The organism is Micromonospora echinofusca (assembly GCF_900091445.1).
Classification (GTDB): domain Bacteria; phylum Actinomycetota; class Actinomycetes; order Mycobacteriales; family Micromonosporaceae; genus Micromonospora; species Micromonospora echinofusca.
Window position 1 is genome coordinate 6,463,666 of the sequence record NZ_LT607733.1, and the last position, 16,700, is coordinate 6,480,365.

The window sequence follows — 16,700 nt, forward strand, 5'->3', positions numbered from 1 at the left end:
TCAACTAGTCCTGTTCGTCAGGCTCGTCGGCATTGCGAGCAATCGCCACGATAGTCACGCCATCCGGGAGGTCCATCAGCTTGACCCCCATTGTGTTCCGGTCACGCGTACGGCGTACAGGCTTCACCGGAGTCCGGATGACACCACCGTTGCTGGTGATCGCGAACAGCTCGTCGTCCGGGTCGATCACCACCGCGCCGACCAGACCACCGCGCCGCTCAGTGATCTTCGCAGTCAGCACGCCCTTACCTCCCCGGCCCTGCACGGGGTATTCCTCGATCGGGGTGCGTTTCGCATATCCCCCGTTCGTGGCCACCAGCACGTCCAGCCCTTCGCGGACGACCTCCATGGCAAGCAGGACGTCGTCCTCGCTGAAGCGCATGCCGATCACACCCGAGGTGGCGCGCCCCATCGGGCGCAACGCCTCGTCGCTGGCGTTGAACCGGATCGCCTGCGCGTTCTTCGAGACCAGCAGCAGATCCTCCTCCGGCGCGACGAGCGCCGCCCCGACCAGCTCGTCCTCGTCGCGCAGGTTGATCGCGATGATGCCGCCGGACCGGGGGGAGTCGAACTCCTCGAGCCGAGTCTTCTTCACCAGGCCGTTCTTCGTGGCAAGTACCAGGTAGGGAGCCACCTGGTAGTTCGGAATCTCGATGATCTGCGCGATCTGCTCGTCGGGCTGGAACGCGAGCAGGTTGGCCACGTGCTGGCCCTTGGCCACCCTACTGGCCTCCGGCAGCTCGTACGCCTTCGCCCGGTAGACGCGCCCCTTGTTGGTGAAGAAGAGCATCCAGTCGTGCGTCGAGCATACGAAGAAGTGGCTGACGATGTCGTCCTGCCGGAGGGTCGCCCCGCTGACACCCTTGCCACCGCGGCGCTGGGACCGGTAGAGGTCGACCTTGGTCCGCTTCGCGTAACCCGTACGGGTGATCGTGACCACCACGTCCTCGCGGGCGATGAGGTCCTCCATGGAGACCTCGCCCTCGAACGGCACGATCTTGGTGCGCCGTTCGTCGCCCCACTTGGCGACGATCTCGCCCAGTTCCTCCGAGACGATCCTGCGCTGCCGCTCGGGCTTGGCGAGGATGTCCTTGAGGTCGGCGATCTCCAGCTCCAGCTTGGCCAGGTCGTCCAGGATCCGCTGCCGCTCCAGCGCGGCGAGCCGGCGCAGCTGCATGTCGAGGATCGCGGTCGCCTGGATCTCGTCGATCTCCAGCAGCCGGATCAGGCCCTGCCGGGCGTCCTCGACCGTGGGCGAGCGCCGGATCAAGGCGATCACCTCGTCGAGGGCGTCCAGCGCCTTGGACAGGCCGCGCAGGATGTGCGCCCGCTCCTCCGCCTTGCGCAGCCGGAACGCCGTCCGCCGGCGGATGACGTCGATCTGGTGCTCGACGTAGTAGCGGATGAACTGGGCCAGGTTCAGCGTGCGCGGCACCCCGTCGACCAGCGCCAGCATGTTGGCGCCGAAGGTCTCCTGGAGCTGGGTGTGCTTGTAGAGGTTGTTCAGCACCACCTTGGCGACCGCGTCGCGCTTGAGCACGAGCACGATCCGCATGCCCGTACGCCCGGAGGACTCGTCGCGGATGTCGGCGATGCCGGCGAGCTTGCCCTCCTTGATCAGCTCGGCGATCCGCTCGGCCAGGTTGTCCGGGTTCACCTGGTAGGGCAGCTCGCTGACGACCAGGCAGGGGCGGCCCCGCTTGTCCTCCTCGACCTCCACCACGGCGCGCATCCGGATCGACCCGCGTCCGGTGCGGTACGCGTCCTGGATCGCCTGGGTGCCCACGATCAGGCCGTGGGTGGGGAAGTCCGGCCCCTTGACGATCTCCAACAGCGCGTCGAGGGTGGTGGCCTCGTCCTCCTCCGGGTGCTCCAGGCACCACTGCACGGCCGCGCCAATCTCGCGCAGGTTGTGCGGCGGGATCTTGGTGGCCATGCCGACCGCGATGCCCTCGGAGCCGTTGACGAGGAGGTTCGGGATCCGCGACGGCAGGATGGTGGGCTCCTTGGCCCGACCGTCGTAGTTGTCCTGGAGATCGACGGTGTCCTCGTCGATGTCCCGCAGCATCTCCATGGCCAGCGGGTCGAGCTTGCACTCGGTGTTGTGGCTGACGAAGCCGTCCGAGACGAACGAGTGGTCGTCGGTGTCCACCCGGATGCTGTAGACCGGCTGGACCCCCGCGTTGACGACGTCGGCGACCTCGGCGTAGTAGAAGCGGCCGTCGACCAGCGGCTCGACCACGTCGAGCACCTCGGTCTCGGTGATCCGCGCGGCGATCTCGTCGCGGTCCCGCTCCCAGCGCTCGATGCGGTCGACGTTGTGCCGACGGAGCCAGTCCCGCTCGGTCCAGCGCGTCGCGCCGTGCTCCCGGATGAAGTCACCCACCAGCGGCACGTGGTCGCCGGAGAGCGCGGTGCTGGTCGCCGGGACCGACGCCAGCTCGGACTCCAGCTTGGCCTGCTTGCGGCCGAGGAAGCCGACCTGGGCGGCGAAGATGCGCGCATCGCGGCGGTTGGTCACCACAACCTTGATCTCGCCGTTGTCGTACCGGCACTGCTTGCTGACCACGCCGAACTCCAGCAGCAGCTGCTGGACCTCGCGGGCGAGCCGCTCGCTGCGGGTCGAATACGAGATCTGAATGGTGTTGCGCGGCAGCAGCGACGAGGAGCCGTCGCCCTCGAAGAGCGCCTGGAGGAAGGCCCGCTTGACCGCCGCCGGCCCCTGCCAGACGAACTCGGGCACGAACTTGGCGGCGCTGCGCGCCCCGACCAGCTCGCCGAGGAGACTCTTGCGGAGGGCGGAGAGGTCATGGACGTCGAGTTCGTGCAGCAGGCTGCCGGAGGCGATGGTGCGCTGGCTGACGTACCGCTGGCCGCCCACGGCGAGGTCGTAGGCCGCGAGGACCCGGACGAAGAACTCGCGGTCCACGTTGTTGAAGCCCGCGCGCCCCTCCGAGACCCAGCCTTCGCTGACGAAGGCGCCGGCGAGGACGGCCGCCTCGACGTGCTCCAGCATCGGGTAGCCGATCTCGTCGGGCACCGTGCGCTGGAGCACCACCCGGTCGCCCGGGGAGATCTCGGCCAGCAGCTTCCACAGCAGGGTCGGCACGCCGGCCACGTCCACCAGGCAGAGCACCGGGTGGTTGTGGGTGCCGGTCAGCTCGTACCCCTCGCGGGTGCGCAGCTTCAGCGTCGGGTGCTCGCCGGAGTGGAAGAACTTCGAGGCGCGGACCAGGTCGCCGTTGCGGTCGCGGACCTTGAGATCGATGTCCGTCTCGCTGCTCGGCGCCGCGCCGGGCACCAGGTCACCGACCCGGATGCTGCCGCCCGCCGCCCGAATTCGGACATCTCCTGACAAACAGTAACGCATGGCGGCAGCAGGATCGTTGCCCGGCGAGCCGAAGTTGCCGTTGCCGTCGACCAGCGGGTAGCGCAGCGACCAGGGCTGTGCCATCCGGACCAGCGCGTCGTAGATCGCCGAGTCGCCGTGCGGGTGGAACTGACCCATCACGTCGCCGACCACGCGGGAGCACTTGACGTAGCCCCGGTCCGGCCGGTAGCCGGAGTCGAACATGGCGTAGAGGATCTTGCGGTGGACCGGCTTGAGCCCGTCCCGGACGTCCGGCAGCGCCCGCCCGACGATGACGCTCATCGCGTAGTCGAGGTAGGAGCGCTGCATCTCCACCTCGAGCCCGACCGGTTCGATGCGGTCGTGCGCGACGACGGCGGCGAGGGTCTCGGGGACCTCGGGCTCGTTGGGTGTGGACTCGGGGATATCGGTCACTTGTTAACCCTTATCAGACTCAGAGTCGTTTTCGTGCTGTGGATAACGGCTGTGGATACCGGCCGCGCTGTGGATAACTCTGTGGATCGGTGGGCCGGCCGGTGGATGACCGGCCGGCCCGCCGAGGCCCGTCAGATGTCCAGGAACCGGACGTCCTTGGCGTTGCGCTGGATGAACGAGCGGCGCGCCTCGACGTCCTCACCCATCAGCACGCTGAACAACTCGTCGGCGGTGGCCGCGTCGTCGAGCGTGACCTGACGCAGCGTACGCGTTGCCGGGTTCATCGTGGTCTCCCACAGTTCGGGGTAGTTCATCTCGCCGAGGCCCTTGAAGCGCTGGATGTCGTCCGGCTTCGCGTTGGGCTTCTTCTGCTGACGCAGTGCGATCAGGCCGTCGCGCTCGCGGTCCGAGTACGCGTACTGCGCGTCGTCGCCGCGCTTGTTCCACTTGATCTTGTAGAGCGGCGGGGCGGCCAGGTAGACGTGTCCCATCTCGACCAGCGGGCGCATGAAGCGGAAGAGCAGCGTGAGCAGCAGCGTCTGGATGTGCTGGCCGTCGACGTCGGCGTCGGCCATCAGCACCACCTTGTGGTAGCGCAGCTTCTCCATGTCGAAGTCGTCGTGGATGCCGGTGCCCAGCGCGGTGATCAGCGCCTGGACCTCGTTGTTCTTCAGCACCCGGTCGATCCGGGCCTTCTCCACGTTGAGGATCTTGCCCCGGATCGGCAGGATCGCCTGCGTACGTGGGTCGCGCCCCTGCTTGGCCGAGCCGCCGGCCGAGTCGCCCTCGACGATGAAGACCTCGGACTCGCGCGGGTCGGTGGACTGGCAGTCGGCCAGCTTGCCCGGCATCGAGCCGGACTCCAGCAGGGACTTGCGCCGGGCCAGCTTGCGCGCCTGCTGCGCGGCGATCCGGGCGCGGGCGGCCTGGGACGCCTTCTGGATGATGATCTTCGCCTCGGCCGGGTTACGGTCGAACCAGTCGACCAGCCACTCGTTGCAGACGCGCTGCACGAAGCTCTTCACCGGGGTGTTGCCCAGCTTGGTCTTGGTCTGGCCCTCGAACTGCGGGTTGGCCAGCTTGACCGAGATGATCGCTGCCAGGCCCTCGCGGATGTCCTCGCCGGAGAGCTTCTCGTCGCCCTTGAGCAGCTTCTTGTCGGCGCCGTAGCGGTTGACGACGCTGGTCAGCGCGGCCCGGAAGCCCTCCTCGTGGGTGCCGCCCTCGTGGGTGTTGATCGTGTTGGCGAAGGTGTAGACCGACTCGCCGTACGACTCGTTCCACTGCATGGCGATCTCGACCGACATGCCCTCCTCCTCGGCGCCGAACTCGACCACGGTCTTGTGGATCGGGTTCTTCGAGGCGTTGAGGTGCCGGACGAAGTCCGCGATGCCGCCCTTGTAGCAGAAGGTGACCTCGCGCTGGCGGCCGTCCTCCTCCTCCGGGACCCGCTCGTCGAGCAGGTGGATGGTGAGGCCCCGGTTGAGGAAGGCCATCTCCTGGATCCGCCGGTAGATCGTCTGGAAGTCGAAGTCGACCGTCTCGAACACGTCCGGGTCGGGCCAGAAGGCGACCGCGGAGCCGGTCCGGTCGGTCGACTCGCCCTTCTCCAGCGGGGTCGGCTTGGAGTTGTGGTACTGCTGCCGCCAGACGAAGCCGGACTTGTGGATCTCCACCGCCATCTTCGTGGAGAGGGCGTTCACCACGGAGACGCCGACGCCGTGCAGGCCGCCGGAGACCGCGTACGCCTTGCCGTCGAACTTGCCGCCCGCGTGCAGCACGGTCAGCGCCACCTCGACACCCGGCTTCTTCAGCTTCGGGTGCAGGTCGACCGGGAAGCCCCGGCCGTTGTCGGTGACCCGGACGCCGCCGTCGGCGAGCAGCACCACGTCGATGGTGTCGCAGTGGCCGGCCAGCGCCTCGTCCACCGCGTTGTCGACGACCTCCCACACCAGGTGGTGCAGACCGCGCTCACCGGTGGACCCGATGTACATACCGGGGCGCTTCCGGACCGCCTCCAGCCCCTCGAGAACGGTGATCGACCCGGCGCCGTACTCCTGCTTGTCCTGCGCTGCCACCTTCGGCCACTTTCTCGCGCCGTCCGCACCTGGTGGCGCGTCGGGCGCGGGTTCGGCGGACAGGACGCGACGTCGGCGCGCGGACCGACACCGGGGACAATTCCGGGGTGCGGGTCGAACGCGCCGGTCGCCGCGGTTGCCCGCGGATCGCGATCGGCTCGACCCGACGTGGACAATGATCGCGGGCCCCGCTCCGGGCCCGTGTCTCGTCGCTCCGCACCGGGTCTTCGTCTCAGGGTCAATCTTACTGTGCGCGGACGACAGAACCACCACTCGGCACCCCCTGCGAGGCGGCTGAGACCGACGTAGCCGCCCGAACCGCGCCGCCCACGACTCCCCCTACACGCCTTGGGGCGTTCGGGGGCGCCGCCGCCTGACGATCGGTGCCGGTCGGACGGCCGGAGACGCGACCGCCGCCACGCCGCAGGCCCGGCCTTGATCTTTTCCGGCCGGAACCGGACGATCGAGCCGATAGGAACTACCCGTGCTCTCGAAGAGGTGACGCCAGATGGGGCTGGACAACGTCGCGGTGCAGTGGCCGCGGACCGGCCGCTTCTACGACCCGGTCGCGCCGGCCGAGTTCGTCGACTTCGGCGACATCGTCGACATGCCCCGCATCTCCGCGCCCACAGCGGCGCTCGCCGAGCTGATCGCCAAGACCGGCACCGTGCGGGCGACCGCGTACACCGAGCTGGTCGACCTGCTGCTCGGACTGGAGGGTGTGCTCTACGCCACGGACGCGGCCGCCGAGGACGAGGACCCGGTGATCGATCCCGACGGCTGCGCCTGGGTCGCCGGCGGCATCGAGCGGTTCGTGGCGGGCCACCGTCCGCACGGCGAGGCCGTCACCTTCGAGTCGGTGAGCGCGGTGCTGCGGTCGCTGCTCGCCGACGGGCGGTTGGCCGAGCAGCAGTTGCGCTGGCTCGACAGTCGCCTGGACGCGCTGCGCGACGAGAGCGGCGAGCCGCCGCAGTGGAACTTCACCTGCGCCGAGCTGGCCGTGCTGGCCGCCTTCTACCGGCGCTGCGCCGACCGCGGCTTCGCCGTCTACGCCGACGCCTGAGCTTCCGAGGTGGCGGCGGACCCGCCCGCGCGGTTGGCGGCGTCGATGACCCGGGTCAGCACGGTGTGCAGGTGGCGCAGCTCCTCGACCGGCATGCCGAGTCGCTCGACGATCGCGGGCGGGATCCGCTCGGCCCGCTCCCGCAGGGCCTGGCCGGCTGCGGTCAGCGTCACCGCGAGGCTCCGCTCGTCGGCGGGGTCGCGCTCGCGTCGGACGTAGCCGGCCGCCTCCAGTCGCTTGAGCAGCGGCGACAGGGTGCCGGGATCGAGTTGGAGCAGCCGGCTGAGGTCGCGTACGGACAGCGGCGCGTGCTGCCAGAGCGCGAGCATCACCAGGTACTGCGGATGGGTCAGCCCCATCGGTTGGTGTACCAATGTTTTGTAGACCAATTGTTCAGCGCGCACCGGAGGCCAGGCGATGACCGAGGAGAAGCCCACCCCGAAGGCTCCCGGCGAGGGCGGCCGCCTGATGGCCTGGGCGTTCCGGCGCCTCGCGGGCCCGCCCGAGGTGCAGGGCGCGGTGCAGGGCGGCTCCAACCACGCCCGGGAGGCCTGGAAGCAGGACCTGGAGCGGCGCAAGCAGTGGAGCCGGGAGCAGCGGGAACGCAAGCGCGCCGAGCGGGAGGCCCGGCGCGAGGGACGCTGAGCGTCAGCCGTAGGTGTCGCGCGGGCCGCGGCCACGGACCCGGCGCGGGCCCTTCGACCAGGACGGCGCGGCGGGGCCGTGGATGTGCAGCTTGCGCACCACGTTGTGGCCGACCTCGCTGGCGATCTGCTTCAGCAGCGAGCCGGCCAGCAGCCGCAACTGGGTGGCCCACGCGGTCGAGCGGGCCTCCACGGTCAGTTCGCCGTCCTCCAGCTTCACCGGCCGGCTGTGCTGGGCCACCTCCGGGCCGACCACCCGCTCCCAGGCGCCGAACACCGTCGCCTCGGCCGCCGGCTGCTGCCAGCCGCGTGCCTTGACGAGCCGGTTGAGCACCGCACCGAGCGGCTGCGGGTCGCGCGGGTCCGGCCCCGGGCCGGAGTAGCCCCGCAGGCGCCGCTGGCCGCCCTCGCCGTCGCCGCCGCCCCCGCCGGGGGTACGCCGGCGCGTGCGGGCCGCCGCGTCCCGGCGCGCCTTCGCCGCGTCCAGCACCGCCCGCGCCAGCTCCGGGCCGCTCGCCCCGGCCGCCGCTTCGCCGCCCGCCGCGCCGCCGGGCTCCCCGCCGGACGGTGCGCCGCCGCGCCCGGGGCCGAGGCGGGCCGGCGGAAGCTGCTGCTCATCCGACACGCCGCACCGTCCCCTCGCCCACCGCGTACCGGGTGCCGCGCAGGGACACCGGCACGTCCTCGTCGACGGCGCAGGTCACCAGCAGCTGGCTCGCCCCACCGACCAGCTCCGCCAGCCGCTCCCGCCGTCCGGCGTCCAGCTCGGCGAAGACGTCGTCGAGCACCAGCACCGGCTCGATGCCGTCGGAACGCAGCAGGTCGTAGCCGGCGAGCCGCAGAGCCAGGGCGTACGACCAGGACTCGCCGTGGCTCGCGTAGCCCTTGGCGGGCAGCGGCCCCAGGGTCAGCGCCAGCTCGTCGCGGTGCGGGCCGACCAGGGTGGTGCCCCGCTCCACCTCGGCGGCGCGGGACTCGACGAGCGCGGTGGTCAGCGCCGCCGCCAGCGCCTCCCGGTCGGTGGTGGGCTCCGCCAGCTCCACCGACGGCCGGTACGCGATCCCGGCGGCACCCCGTCCCGCCGCCACCGCGTCGTACGCCTTCGTGACGTGCGGGCCCAGCGCGGCCACCAGTTCGAGCCGGCCGGCGAGCAGCTCGGCGCCGTGCCGGGCCAGGTGCGTGTCCCACACCGCCAGGGTCGACAGGTCCCCGCCGCGCGACCCGCCCGTCTTGCGGGCCAGGTACGCGGTGCGCAGCAGTGCGTTGCGCTGCTTGACCACCCGCTCGTAGTCGGCCCGCACCCCGGCGTAGCGGGGCTGGCGGCTGACCAGCAGGTCGTCGAGGTAGCGGCGGCGCTCGGCGGGGTCGCCCCGGACGAGTTCAAGGTCCTCCGGGGCGAACAGCACGAGCCGCAGCGCGCCGAGCACGTCGCGCGCCCGCCGCGCCGGCGACCGTCCCAGCCGGGCCCGGTTGGCCTTGCCCGGCACGATCTCCAGCTCCACCAGCAGCTCGCGGCCCTCGTGCACGACCGCGCAGCGGATCACCGCCGAGGCGGCGCCCATCCGGACGAGGGGGGCGTCCGTGGCGACCCGGTGCGAGTCCAGGGTCGCCACGTAGCCCAGCGCCTCGACCAGGTTCGTCTTGCCGACGCCGTTGGCGCCGATCAGGACGTTGGCCCCCGGCTCCAGGTCGACGCCGACCTGCTCGTACGAGCGGAAGTCGACCAGTTCGAGCCGGCGGACGTACACAGGTGCGTGGATTCCGGTCAGCGCTTGTGGACGGCGTGACCGCCGAACTGCTGACGCAGCGCGGCGACGGCCTTCATGGCCGGCGAGTCGTCCTGGCGGGAGGCGAAGCGGGCGAAGAGCGAGGCGGTGATCACGTTGAGCGGCACGGCGAGCCGGACCGCCTCGTCGACCGTCCAGCGGCCCTCGCCCGTGTCCTCCGTGTAGCCGCTCAGCTCGGCCAGCTCCGGGTCCTCGTCGAGGGCCCGGTCCAGCAGGTCGAGCAGCCAGGAGCGCACCACGGTGCCCTCGCGCCAGGACTTGAACACCCCCGGCACGTTGGTGACCAGCTCGGACTTGGCCAGCAGCTCGTAGCCCTCGGCGTAGGCGTGCATGAGGCCGTACTCGATGCCGTTGTGCACCATCTTGGCGTAGTGCCCGGCGCCGACCGGCCCGGCGTGCACGAAGCCGAACTCGCCCTCCGGCTTCAGCGCCTCGAAGATCGGCATCAGCCGGTCGACGTGCTCCTGGGCGCCGCCGACCATCAGCGCGTAGCCGTTCTGCCGGCCCCAGACGCCGCCGGAGACGCCGACGTCGATGTAGCCGATGCCACGCTCGTTGAGCCGCTCCGCCCGCGGCGCGTCGTCGCTGAAGCGGGAGTTGCCGCCGTCGATGATGATGTCGCCCTCGCCGAGGATGCCGGCGAGTTCGTCGATGGTCGCGTCGGTGACCCCGGCGGGGACCATGACCCAGACCGCGCGGGGGGACTCCAGCTTCTCCGCCAGCTCCGCCAGGGTCGCGACATCGCTCAGCTCCGCGTTGTGGTCGAAGCCGACCACCTCGTGCCCGGCGGCGCGCAACCGCTCGCGCATGTTGCCGCCCATCCGGCCGAGCCCTACCAGGCCGAGCTGCATGTGTTCCTACCTCCGTGCGTCGGGGTCTTCTCGGGGTGCGATCAGCGGGAGACGCGGATCGGCATGATGAGGTACCGGTACCCGGGGATGACCTCGCCATCCTCGCCGGCGGGCGAAATCACCGCGGGCTTGAAGGCGTCGACGAACGAGAGCACGGCGAACTGGGCCCCCAGGTTGGTCAGGCCGTCGATCAGGTACTGGGGGTTGAAACCGATCGTCAGCGGGTCGCCCGTGAAGGTGGCCTCCATGGCCTCGCTGGCCCGCGCCTCCTCGGTGCCGCCGGCCTCGACCACCAGGCCGTCGGCGCTGAAGCTGAGCAGCACCGGGGTCGTCCGCTCGGCCACCAGGGCGACCCGCTTGACGACCTCGATCAGGGTGCTGACGGGCACCCGGGCCTCGGCGTTGTGGCTGGCCGGGAAGAGCGAACGCACCGGCGGGTAGTTCGCCCCGTCGAGCAGCCGGCTGGTGGTGCGCCGGGTGCCGCCGGCGAAGCCGATCATCCCCTCGCCGGTCTTGCCCTGGGACAGCGCCATGGTGACCTGGCCGCCGATCGGGCCGAGGGCCTTGGCGGTGTCGTTCAGGGTCCGGGCCGGCACGAGGGCGTTGATGCTCACCTCGGGGTCGTCCGGGTTCCACTCCATCTCGCGCAGGGCCAGCCGGTAGCGGTCGGTGGCGAGCATGGCCAGCGTGCCGCCGGAGAGCTCGATGCGTACGCCGGTCATCATCGGCAGCGTCTCGTCGCGGCCGGCGGCCACGGCGACCTGGGCGACCGCCGAGGCGAACGCGGCGGCGTCGATGGTGCCGGCGCTCTCCGGCATCTCCGGCAGGGACGGGTAGTCCTCGACCGGCATGGTGGGCAGGGTGAACCGGGCGCTGCCGCAGACCAGTTCGAGGTGGGCGCCGACGGCGGCGATGTCCACCGGCTTGGCCGGCAGCGCCTTGGTGATCTCGGCGAGCAGCCGGCCGGAGACCAGGGCGGCGCCGTCGGCGTCCCCCTGCACCTCGACGGTGACCTGGCTGGAGACCTCGTAGTCGAAGCCCGAGACCTGCAGGTTGCCGTCGGTGACGCGCAGCATCACGCCGGCCAGCACCGGTACGGACGGCCGGTTGGGCAGGCTCTTCGCGGTCCAGGCCACGGCCTCGGCGAGCGCGTCGCGCTCCACTCGGAACTTCATCAATGCCTCCGCGTCGACGTCAGCGACAACTCTCTCATGCCGACCGCTGCCTACCGACCCGCCTGTCCGTGCGGGTACCCATCGCACCTTAGGGCGCGTGGGCATCGGCTGTGCGCCCGACCCCGTGGACTTCTGGTGCCGGGAGGCCGTCGACGACGGCGTTCCGGCCAATCCACAGGAAGTCCAACGGTGATGATTGGTTTTTGTTCTCTTAGAAGAGATAACTCGTCATCTTCATCGCACCTGTGCAAACTGTGGAGAACCCGCGTTTGCGCAGCTCAGACACGTTATCCACCGGTGGTTTACCTGTGGAGAACCCGGGGTACAACTCGTGTCCCGGTCCACAGGCGGTCGGCGCCCCCAGGTTGTCCACCGTCGTCCACCGGTTATCCACCGGTTATCCACCGACTTTCTCCCCAGGCCTGTGGACAGGCGGAAGCCGTGCCGACGGCGTCATCCCCAGAACCTTCAACAGGTTTCCCACAGGCCCACCGTCGTCGGTGGACAACGAGCTGGTTGTCCCCAGGCATCCACAGCTCGTCCCCAGGGTTTGTCCACAACCTGTGGGTAACCGGGGCGTGGACGGACCGTAGTTTCCCACAGGCTGTGGACGACGAGTTGTGGACAACGATCCGGGCTGTGTACGGACACGGGCTCGATGCTGTGGCCTACACCATGTCGAGGGTCAAGCCGGACGGGCTGTGGAGAACGAGGAAGCGCCCGGCGGATGGTCCGGCCGGGCGCTTCGGTGGCCCCTCTCCGCCACGCGGGCGGCGGGGGTACGCGATTCGACAGCGTGCGTGCGGCGCGCCTGACACCGCGCGGCGACCTGTCGGGCGTCGCTCAGGTGTTCTGCTTGATCCGGTTGGTCAGCTCCGCGATCTGGTTGTAGAGCGAGCGCCGCTCGGCCATCTGCTGACGGATCTTGCGGTCGGCGTGCATGACCGTGGTGTGGTCACGGCCGCCGAAGGCCTGCCCGATGCGGGGCAGCGACAGGTCGGTCAGCTCCCGGCACAGGTACATGGCCACCTGGCGGGCGTTCACCAGCACCCGGGAGCGGGAGTGACCACGCAGGTCCTCCAGGCTCACGCCGAAGTAGTCCGCCGTGGAGACCATGATCTGGTCGGCGGTGATCTCGGGCCCGGCGCCGTCGGGGATGAAGTCCCGCAGCACCTCCTCGGCCAGCGACAGCTCGACCGTCGAGCGGGTCAGGCTGGCGAACGCCGTGACCCGGATCAGCGCGCCCTCCAGCTCCCGGATCGAGTTCGACACCCGCGAGGCGATGAACTCCAGCACGTCCGGCGGCGCGTAGAGGCGCTCCTGCGCGGCCTTCTTCTGCAGGATCGCGATGCGGGTCTCCAGGTCGGGCGGTTGGATGTCGGCGAGCAGCCCCCACTCGAAGCGGGTACGCAGCCGGTCCTCCAGGGTCGCGAGCTGCTTCGGCGACCGGTCCGAGGTGATCACGATCTGCTTGTTGGCGTTGTGCAGGGTGTTGAAGGTGTGGAAGAACTCCTCCTGCGTGCGCTCGCGGTTCTCCAGGAACTGGATGTCGTCGATCAGCAGGATGTCGACGTCGCGGTAGCGCCGCTGGAACGCGCTGGTCTTGTCGTCCCGGAGCGAGTTGATGAAGTCGTTGGTGAACTCCTCGGTCGAGACGTACCGGACCGAGCGGGCGTTGCCCAGCGTCGTGGCGTAGTGCCCGATGGCGTGCAGCAGGTGCGTCTTGCCCAGCCCCGAGCTGCCGTAGATGAACAGCGGGTTGTACGCCTTCGCGGGCGACTCGGCGACCGCGACGCTCGCGGCGTGGGCGAAGCGGTTGGACGAGCCGATGACGAACGTCTCGAACATGTACTTGGGGTTGAGCCGGTTGCCGCCGCTGTCGGCGCCGGGCAGCCGGCGGTCGTCCCGGCCACCGGGCCGATGGTGATCCGCGCCACCGCGTCCGGGCCCGCTGTCGGTGCCGGTGTCGCGGGGCAGGGCCCGGATGACGTGCTGGTCGCGGGGGGAGACGGCGTCCTCGCGGTAGCGGGGCTCGTAGTCCCGGGCGTCGGCGGCCGGCGGGTCCAGCCTGGCGGCCTGCTCGTCGTAGCCGCGTCGCTCGCCCGGGTGCCGCGGCGGCGCCGACCGGTCGGGCCGCGGCGGCTCGGCGAAGGCGGTGCTGAACAGGGCCTCCTGCCCGCCCCGGTCGCCGGGCCGGTGCCCCTCGTCGCCCGGCGCCGGGCCGTCGGGGCGACGCTGGGGGTGCGCCTGCTCGGGGATGAGCGGCGGCTGCCCGCGGTCGAAGGCCCCGCCGTCGCGCTGACCGAGCATCCCGTCGAAGCCGGCCGGCGCGTCGACGTGGTCGAGCGGCCCGCCGTCGTGGTCGGTCGGCCCGGACTCGGGGACGCTGCGGTAGACGGTCCCCGCCGGGCGGCCGGAGCCGTCCTCGGGTACGCGGACGGTCACCGCGACCTGGATCGGCCGACCCAGCCGGCGGGTGAGCGCCTCCGTGATCGCCGGGCGCAGCCGCGACTCGATCACGTCCCGGGTGAAGGCGTCCGGGACGGAGAGCAGCGCGGTGTCCTCGACGATGGCCCGCAGCCGGGTCAGCCGCAGGTACGCCCGCTGCTGCGCGGAGATGATCTCGTCGGCGAGTTCGTCGGTCGTCGCCGTCCACACCGCGGCAAGGTCGGTCGTACCGGTCACCGTCGTGCCACCCCCCTCGCCTCTGCTGCGCCGACGCCGCCGTCATCTCCGGTCGGCCGTTCCCGTACCCGCCGCGTACGCGCGGGTGGAACGACACCCACCGGGCGACCGACCGGCCCTCGTCCACAAGTTATCCACAGCCTGTGTACGCACCGATTGTGGCCGCCCGCCGGACGCGGGTCGGACCTGCCCCCTGCCTGGACGGGCGCTGAAGCGGGTTCACCGTGCCGAACGATCCACTACCTTGTCCGGTCTTGCCCGCCGGCGACGACCGGACCTTTCGACGCTGACCGCAATCGGGCACGGTAACAGCGTTGTCGGCACGCCATCAACCGCCGACGCGCGGCGACCCTTGGCAACATCAGCGAAAACCGCCGCATCGGTCGCCACGGGGCCCGGTGTCCGCCCTGCTGGAGGTGTTTGACGGTGGTTGCCGCCCTGCGTAGGCTGGAACGGCTGCTCTCTCGCCCTCTGCTAGGGTGATAGGTGCTTGCTGTCCACGGTCGCTTCCCCGCATCGCCGAGGTCCCGCGCCGCCGGGCAGCACCGATCGGGGCCACCGCCGAGGTGGCCTGGACCACCACACGATCCCGGCGACCCCTCGCCCGGGGCGTACGAAAACGGAGAGCCTGACGTGAGCAAGCGCACCTACCAGCCGAACAACCGCCGGCGCGCGAAGACCCACGGCTTCCGGCTGCGCATGCGCACCCGTGCCGGCCGCGCCATCCTTTCGACCCGTCGCTCCAAGGGCCGCGCCCGCCTGTCGGCCTGAGGCCGACCGGGTCAGGTCCGGGGGACGTGGGCAGTCGTGCTGGCGGCCGCACAGCGACTGCGGCGCAGCACTGACTTCGCCGCAGCGGTCCGAGGTGGCCGACGCGCCGGCCGTGGCGCCGTCGTCGTCCACCTGAGCCAGCCGACGACCCCCGAACCCGCGACAGCAACCTCGCCGGAGCCGGCGTGGAGCATCGGTACGGAGCAACCCTCCGCACCGGCCCGCGCCGGCTTCGTCGTGTCCAAGGCCGTCGGCAACGCAGTGGTCCGCAACCGGGTCCGTCGTCGCCTGCGACACCTGGTCCGCGAGCGGCTGGCCGCTCTGCCCGCCGGCAGCACCCTGGTCGTACGGGCGCTGCCCGCCGCTGCCGACACGTCGTACCCGCGACTCGGTGCCGATCTGGACGCGGCGATCGCCGCCGCGAAGGCGCCCCGCGGACGGCGGTCCCGGTGACCACCGGAGCGACCGGCCCCCGGCCCGCGACGATCGGTGCCCGGGTGCTGAGCGGGCCGATCGTCGCGTACCGTCGGTGGATAAGTCCGGCTCTGCCGGCCCGCTGCCGGTTCTACCCGTCGTGCAGTGCCTACGCCCTGGAGGCGGTGGCGGTGCACGGCGCGATCCGGGGAGCGGGCCTGACGGCCCGGCGGTTGTTGCGCTGCCACCCCTTCCACCCAGGTGGACACGACCCGGTGCCGGAGCCGGGCGGCCGCCGCCGTGCCGATGTGACTGGAGCCTGAGAATTGAGTCTCGACTGGATCTACTACGCGATTTCGTGGATCCTGCTGGCCTGGCATGGGGCCTGGGACGCCATCGGGGTGCCGGACGCGGCCGTGATCGGCACCAACTGGGCCTGGATCCTCGCCATCGTCTTCCTGGTGGTCACCGTCCGGGTGATCCTCTTCCCCGTCTTCGTCAAGCAGATCAAGTCGCAGCGGGCGATGCAGGCCCTCCAGCCGCAGGTCAAGGCGCTGCAGGAGAAGCACAAGGGTGACCGGGAGACGCTCCAGAAGGAGATGATGGAGCTCTATCGGAAGGAAAAGGCCAACCCGCTCATGGGCTGCCTTCCGATGTTCCTCCAGATCCCCGTCTTCCTGGGCCTCTTCCACGTGCTCCGCCGCCTCAACCCGGACAAGAGCGAGGCCGGCAAGACCCTCTACGGCTGGACGCTCGGCCAGTTCGAGAGCGCCTCGGCGGCGAAGCTCTTCACCGCCCCGATCGCCGGCAAGTTCGGCTCCACCGCCGAGGAACTGGCCCGGCTCGGCGCCAACGGCACCACCGTGAAGATCATCGCCGGCATCCTCGTCCTGGTGATGATGGGCACCACCTACCTCACCAGCCGCCAGATGATCCTCAAGACCGGCTGGGCCGAGGACCCGCAGCAGCGGATGATCCAGAAGCTGATGCTCTACGGCATCCCGCTGTCGCTGCTCATCTCCGGCGCCATCTTCCCCATCGGTGTGATCATCTACTGGGTCACGAACAACCTCTTCACCCTGGCGCAGCAGCAGTGGGTGCTGCGGAAGTTCCCGCCGCCGCCCACCGCCACCAGCAAGCCGGGCACCTCGACCCGCAACCCGGTGCAGCCGGCGAAGACGGGCGGCCTGCTCGGCCGCGCCAAGGCCGCCCCCCAGGCACCGGCGAAGCCGGCCGCGCCCAAGGTCGCCGGCCCCAAGCCGGGCGCCAAGCCGGCCAACCCGAAGAAGAGCCGCCCCGCCAAGCGGCAGGGCTGAGGACATCCGGGCCGCCGTCGGGAAACCGACGGCGGCCCGTTCCGCACCGCGCAGCCGCCGTACGGCCGGCGCCGGGCGGAACCGCCGCGCGCGGCGCGGCCCACGGGCGAGACTGCCCGTACGACAGACGTG

At 70.8% G+C, this 16,700-nt stretch carries 14 protein-coding genes; 6 read left to right on the plus strand and 8 right to left on the minus strand.

All coding sequences use genetic code 11. The features are described 5' to 3' along the window. Positions 1 to 4: 4 nt before the first annotated feature. Positions 5 to 3,784, minus strand: a complete 3,780-nt coding sequence (gyrA, locus tag GA0070610_RS27855; RefSeq protein ID WP_089002781.1) for an intein-containing DNA gyrase subunit A — start codon at positions 3,782 to 3,784, stop codon at positions 5 to 7. Between the two features lie 131 nt (positions 3,785 to 3,915). Continuing rightward, positions 3,916 to 5,862: a DNA topoisomerase (ATP-hydrolyzing) subunit B gene (gene gyrB, locus GA0070610_RS27860; protein WP_089002782.1), complete on the minus strand. Its 1,947-nt coding sequence runs from the start codon at positions 5,860 to 5,862 to the stop codon at positions 3,916 to 3,918. Positions 5,863 to 6,370: 508 nt separating this feature from the next. Between gyrB and GA0070610_RS27865 the strand changes: the two genes are divergently transcribed. Beyond that, positions 6,371 to 6,925, plus strand: coding sequence for a hypothetical protein (locus GA0070610_RS27865; protein WP_089002783.1), 555 nt, complete (start codon positions 6,371 to 6,373; stop codon positions 6,923 to 6,925). Here GA0070610_RS27865 and GA0070610_RS27870 read toward each other — a convergent pair. Next, positions 6,910 to 7,344 carry a MarR family winged helix-turn-helix transcriptional regulator gene (locus GA0070610_RS27870; protein ID WP_392567344.1) on the minus strand — a complete coding sequence of 145 codons (435 nt, stop codon included), beginning with the start codon at positions 7,342 to 7,344 and terminating at the stop codon, positions 6,910 to 6,912. The two genes, GA0070610_RS27865 and GA0070610_RS27870, sit on opposite strands and share 16 nt — an antisense overlap. On the opposite strand from GA0070610_RS27870, the gene GA0070610_RS27875 reads away from it, so the two are divergent. Beyond that, positions 7,343 to 7,570, plus strand: coding sequence for a hypothetical protein (locus GA0070610_RS27875; protein WP_089002785.1), 228 nt, complete (start codon positions 7,343 to 7,345; stop codon positions 7,568 to 7,570). The genes GA0070610_RS27870 and GA0070610_RS27875 overlap by 2 nt on opposite strands. A gap of 3 nt (positions 7,571 to 7,573) precedes the next feature. Here GA0070610_RS27875 and GA0070610_RS27880 read toward each other — a convergent pair whose 3' ends face one another. The 5 genes from GA0070610_RS27880 to dnaA form a co-directional block, all read right to left on the minus strand. After that, the gene (locus GA0070610_RS27880) at positions 7,574 to 8,194 is read right to left on the minus strand and encodes a DUF721 domain-containing protein (RefSeq protein WP_089002786.1); all 621 of its coding nucleotides are present in this window, start codon (positions 8,192 to 8,194) and stop codon (positions 7,574 to 7,576) included. Then, positions 8,184 to 9,317 (minus strand): DNA replication/repair protein RecF, encoded by a 1,134-nt coding sequence (gene recF / locus GA0070610_RS27885; RefSeq protein ID WP_089002787.1) that lies wholly within the window; start codon positions 9,315 to 9,317, stop codon positions 8,184 to 8,186. Before recF ends, GA0070610_RS27880 begins: the two co-directional genes overlap by 11 nt. Before the next feature lie 17 nt (positions 9,318 to 9,334). Then, the gene (gene gnd, locus GA0070610_RS27890; RefSeq protein ID WP_089002788.1) at positions 9,335 to 10,207 is read right to left on the minus strand and encodes a phosphogluconate dehydrogenase (NAD(+)-dependent, decarboxylating); all 873 of its coding nucleotides are present in this window, start codon (positions 10,205 to 10,207) and stop codon (positions 9,335 to 9,337) included. 41 nt (positions 10,208 to 10,248) lie between these two features. Next, the gene (gene dnaN / locus GA0070610_RS27895; RefSeq protein ID WP_089002789.1) at positions 10,249 to 11,382 is read right to left on the minus strand and encodes a DNA polymerase III subunit beta; all 1,134 of its coding nucleotides are present in this window, start codon (positions 11,380 to 11,382) and stop codon (positions 10,249 to 10,251) included. An 843-nt stretch (positions 11,383 to 12,225) separates the two neighbouring features. After that, positions 12,226 to 14,067: a chromosomal replication initiator protein DnaA gene (gene dnaA, locus GA0070610_RS27900; RefSeq protein ID WP_089002790.1), complete on the minus strand. Its 1,842-nt coding sequence runs from the start codon at positions 14,065 to 14,067 to the stop codon at positions 12,226 to 12,228. 633 nt (positions 14,068 to 14,700) lie between these two features. On the opposite strand from dnaA, the gene rpmH reads away from it, so the two are divergent. From rpmH to yidC, 4 genes are read left to right on the plus strand one after another with little or no spacing between them, the layout of a single operon-like run. Beyond that, positions 14,701 to 14,838: a 50S ribosomal protein L34 gene (gene rpmH, locus GA0070610_RS27905; protein ID WP_089002791.1), complete on the plus strand. Its 138-nt coding sequence runs from the start codon at positions 14,701 to 14,703 to the stop codon at positions 14,836 to 14,838. A gap of 36 nt (positions 14,839 to 14,874) precedes the next feature. Further along, positions 14,875 to 15,291: a ribonuclease P protein component gene (rnpA, locus tag GA0070610_RS27910; protein WP_089002792.1), complete on the plus strand. Its 417-nt coding sequence runs from the start codon at positions 14,875 to 14,877 to the stop codon at positions 15,289 to 15,291. Positions 15,292 to 15,335: 44 nt separating this feature from the next. Beyond that, positions 15,336 to 15,575, plus strand: a complete 240-nt coding sequence (yidD, locus tag GA0070610_RS27915; RefSeq protein ID WP_231926251.1) for a membrane protein insertion efficiency factor YidD — start codon at positions 15,336 to 15,338, stop codon at positions 15,573 to 15,575. 3 nt (positions 15,576 to 15,578) lie between these two features. After that, entirely contained in the window at positions 15,579 to 16,568 is a 990-nt protein-coding gene (gene yidC / locus GA0070610_RS27920; RefSeq protein ID WP_089002794.1) for a membrane protein insertase YidC, read from the plus strand. The last annotated feature ends 132 nt before the right edge of the window (positions 16,569 to 16,700 follow it).

Bases quoted from the DNA above. Each gene is read 5' to 3' on its own strand.
- gnd (WP_089002788.1), bottom strand. From the start codon at position 10,207: ATGCAGCTCGGCCTGGTAGGGCTCGGCCGGATGGGCGGCAACATGCGC.
- dnaN (WP_089002789.1), bottom strand. From the start codon at position 11,382: ATGAAGTTCCGAGTGGAGCGCGACGCGCTCGCCGAGGCCGTGGCCTGG.
- GA0070610_RS27875 (WP_089002785.1), top strand. From the start codon at position 7,343: ATGACCGAGGAGAAGCCCACCCCGAAGGCTCCCGGCGAGGGCGGCCGC.
- GA0070610_RS27865 (WP_089002783.1), top strand. From the start codon at position 6,371: ATGGGGCTGGACAACGTCGCGGTGCAGTGGCCGCGGACCGGCCGCTTC.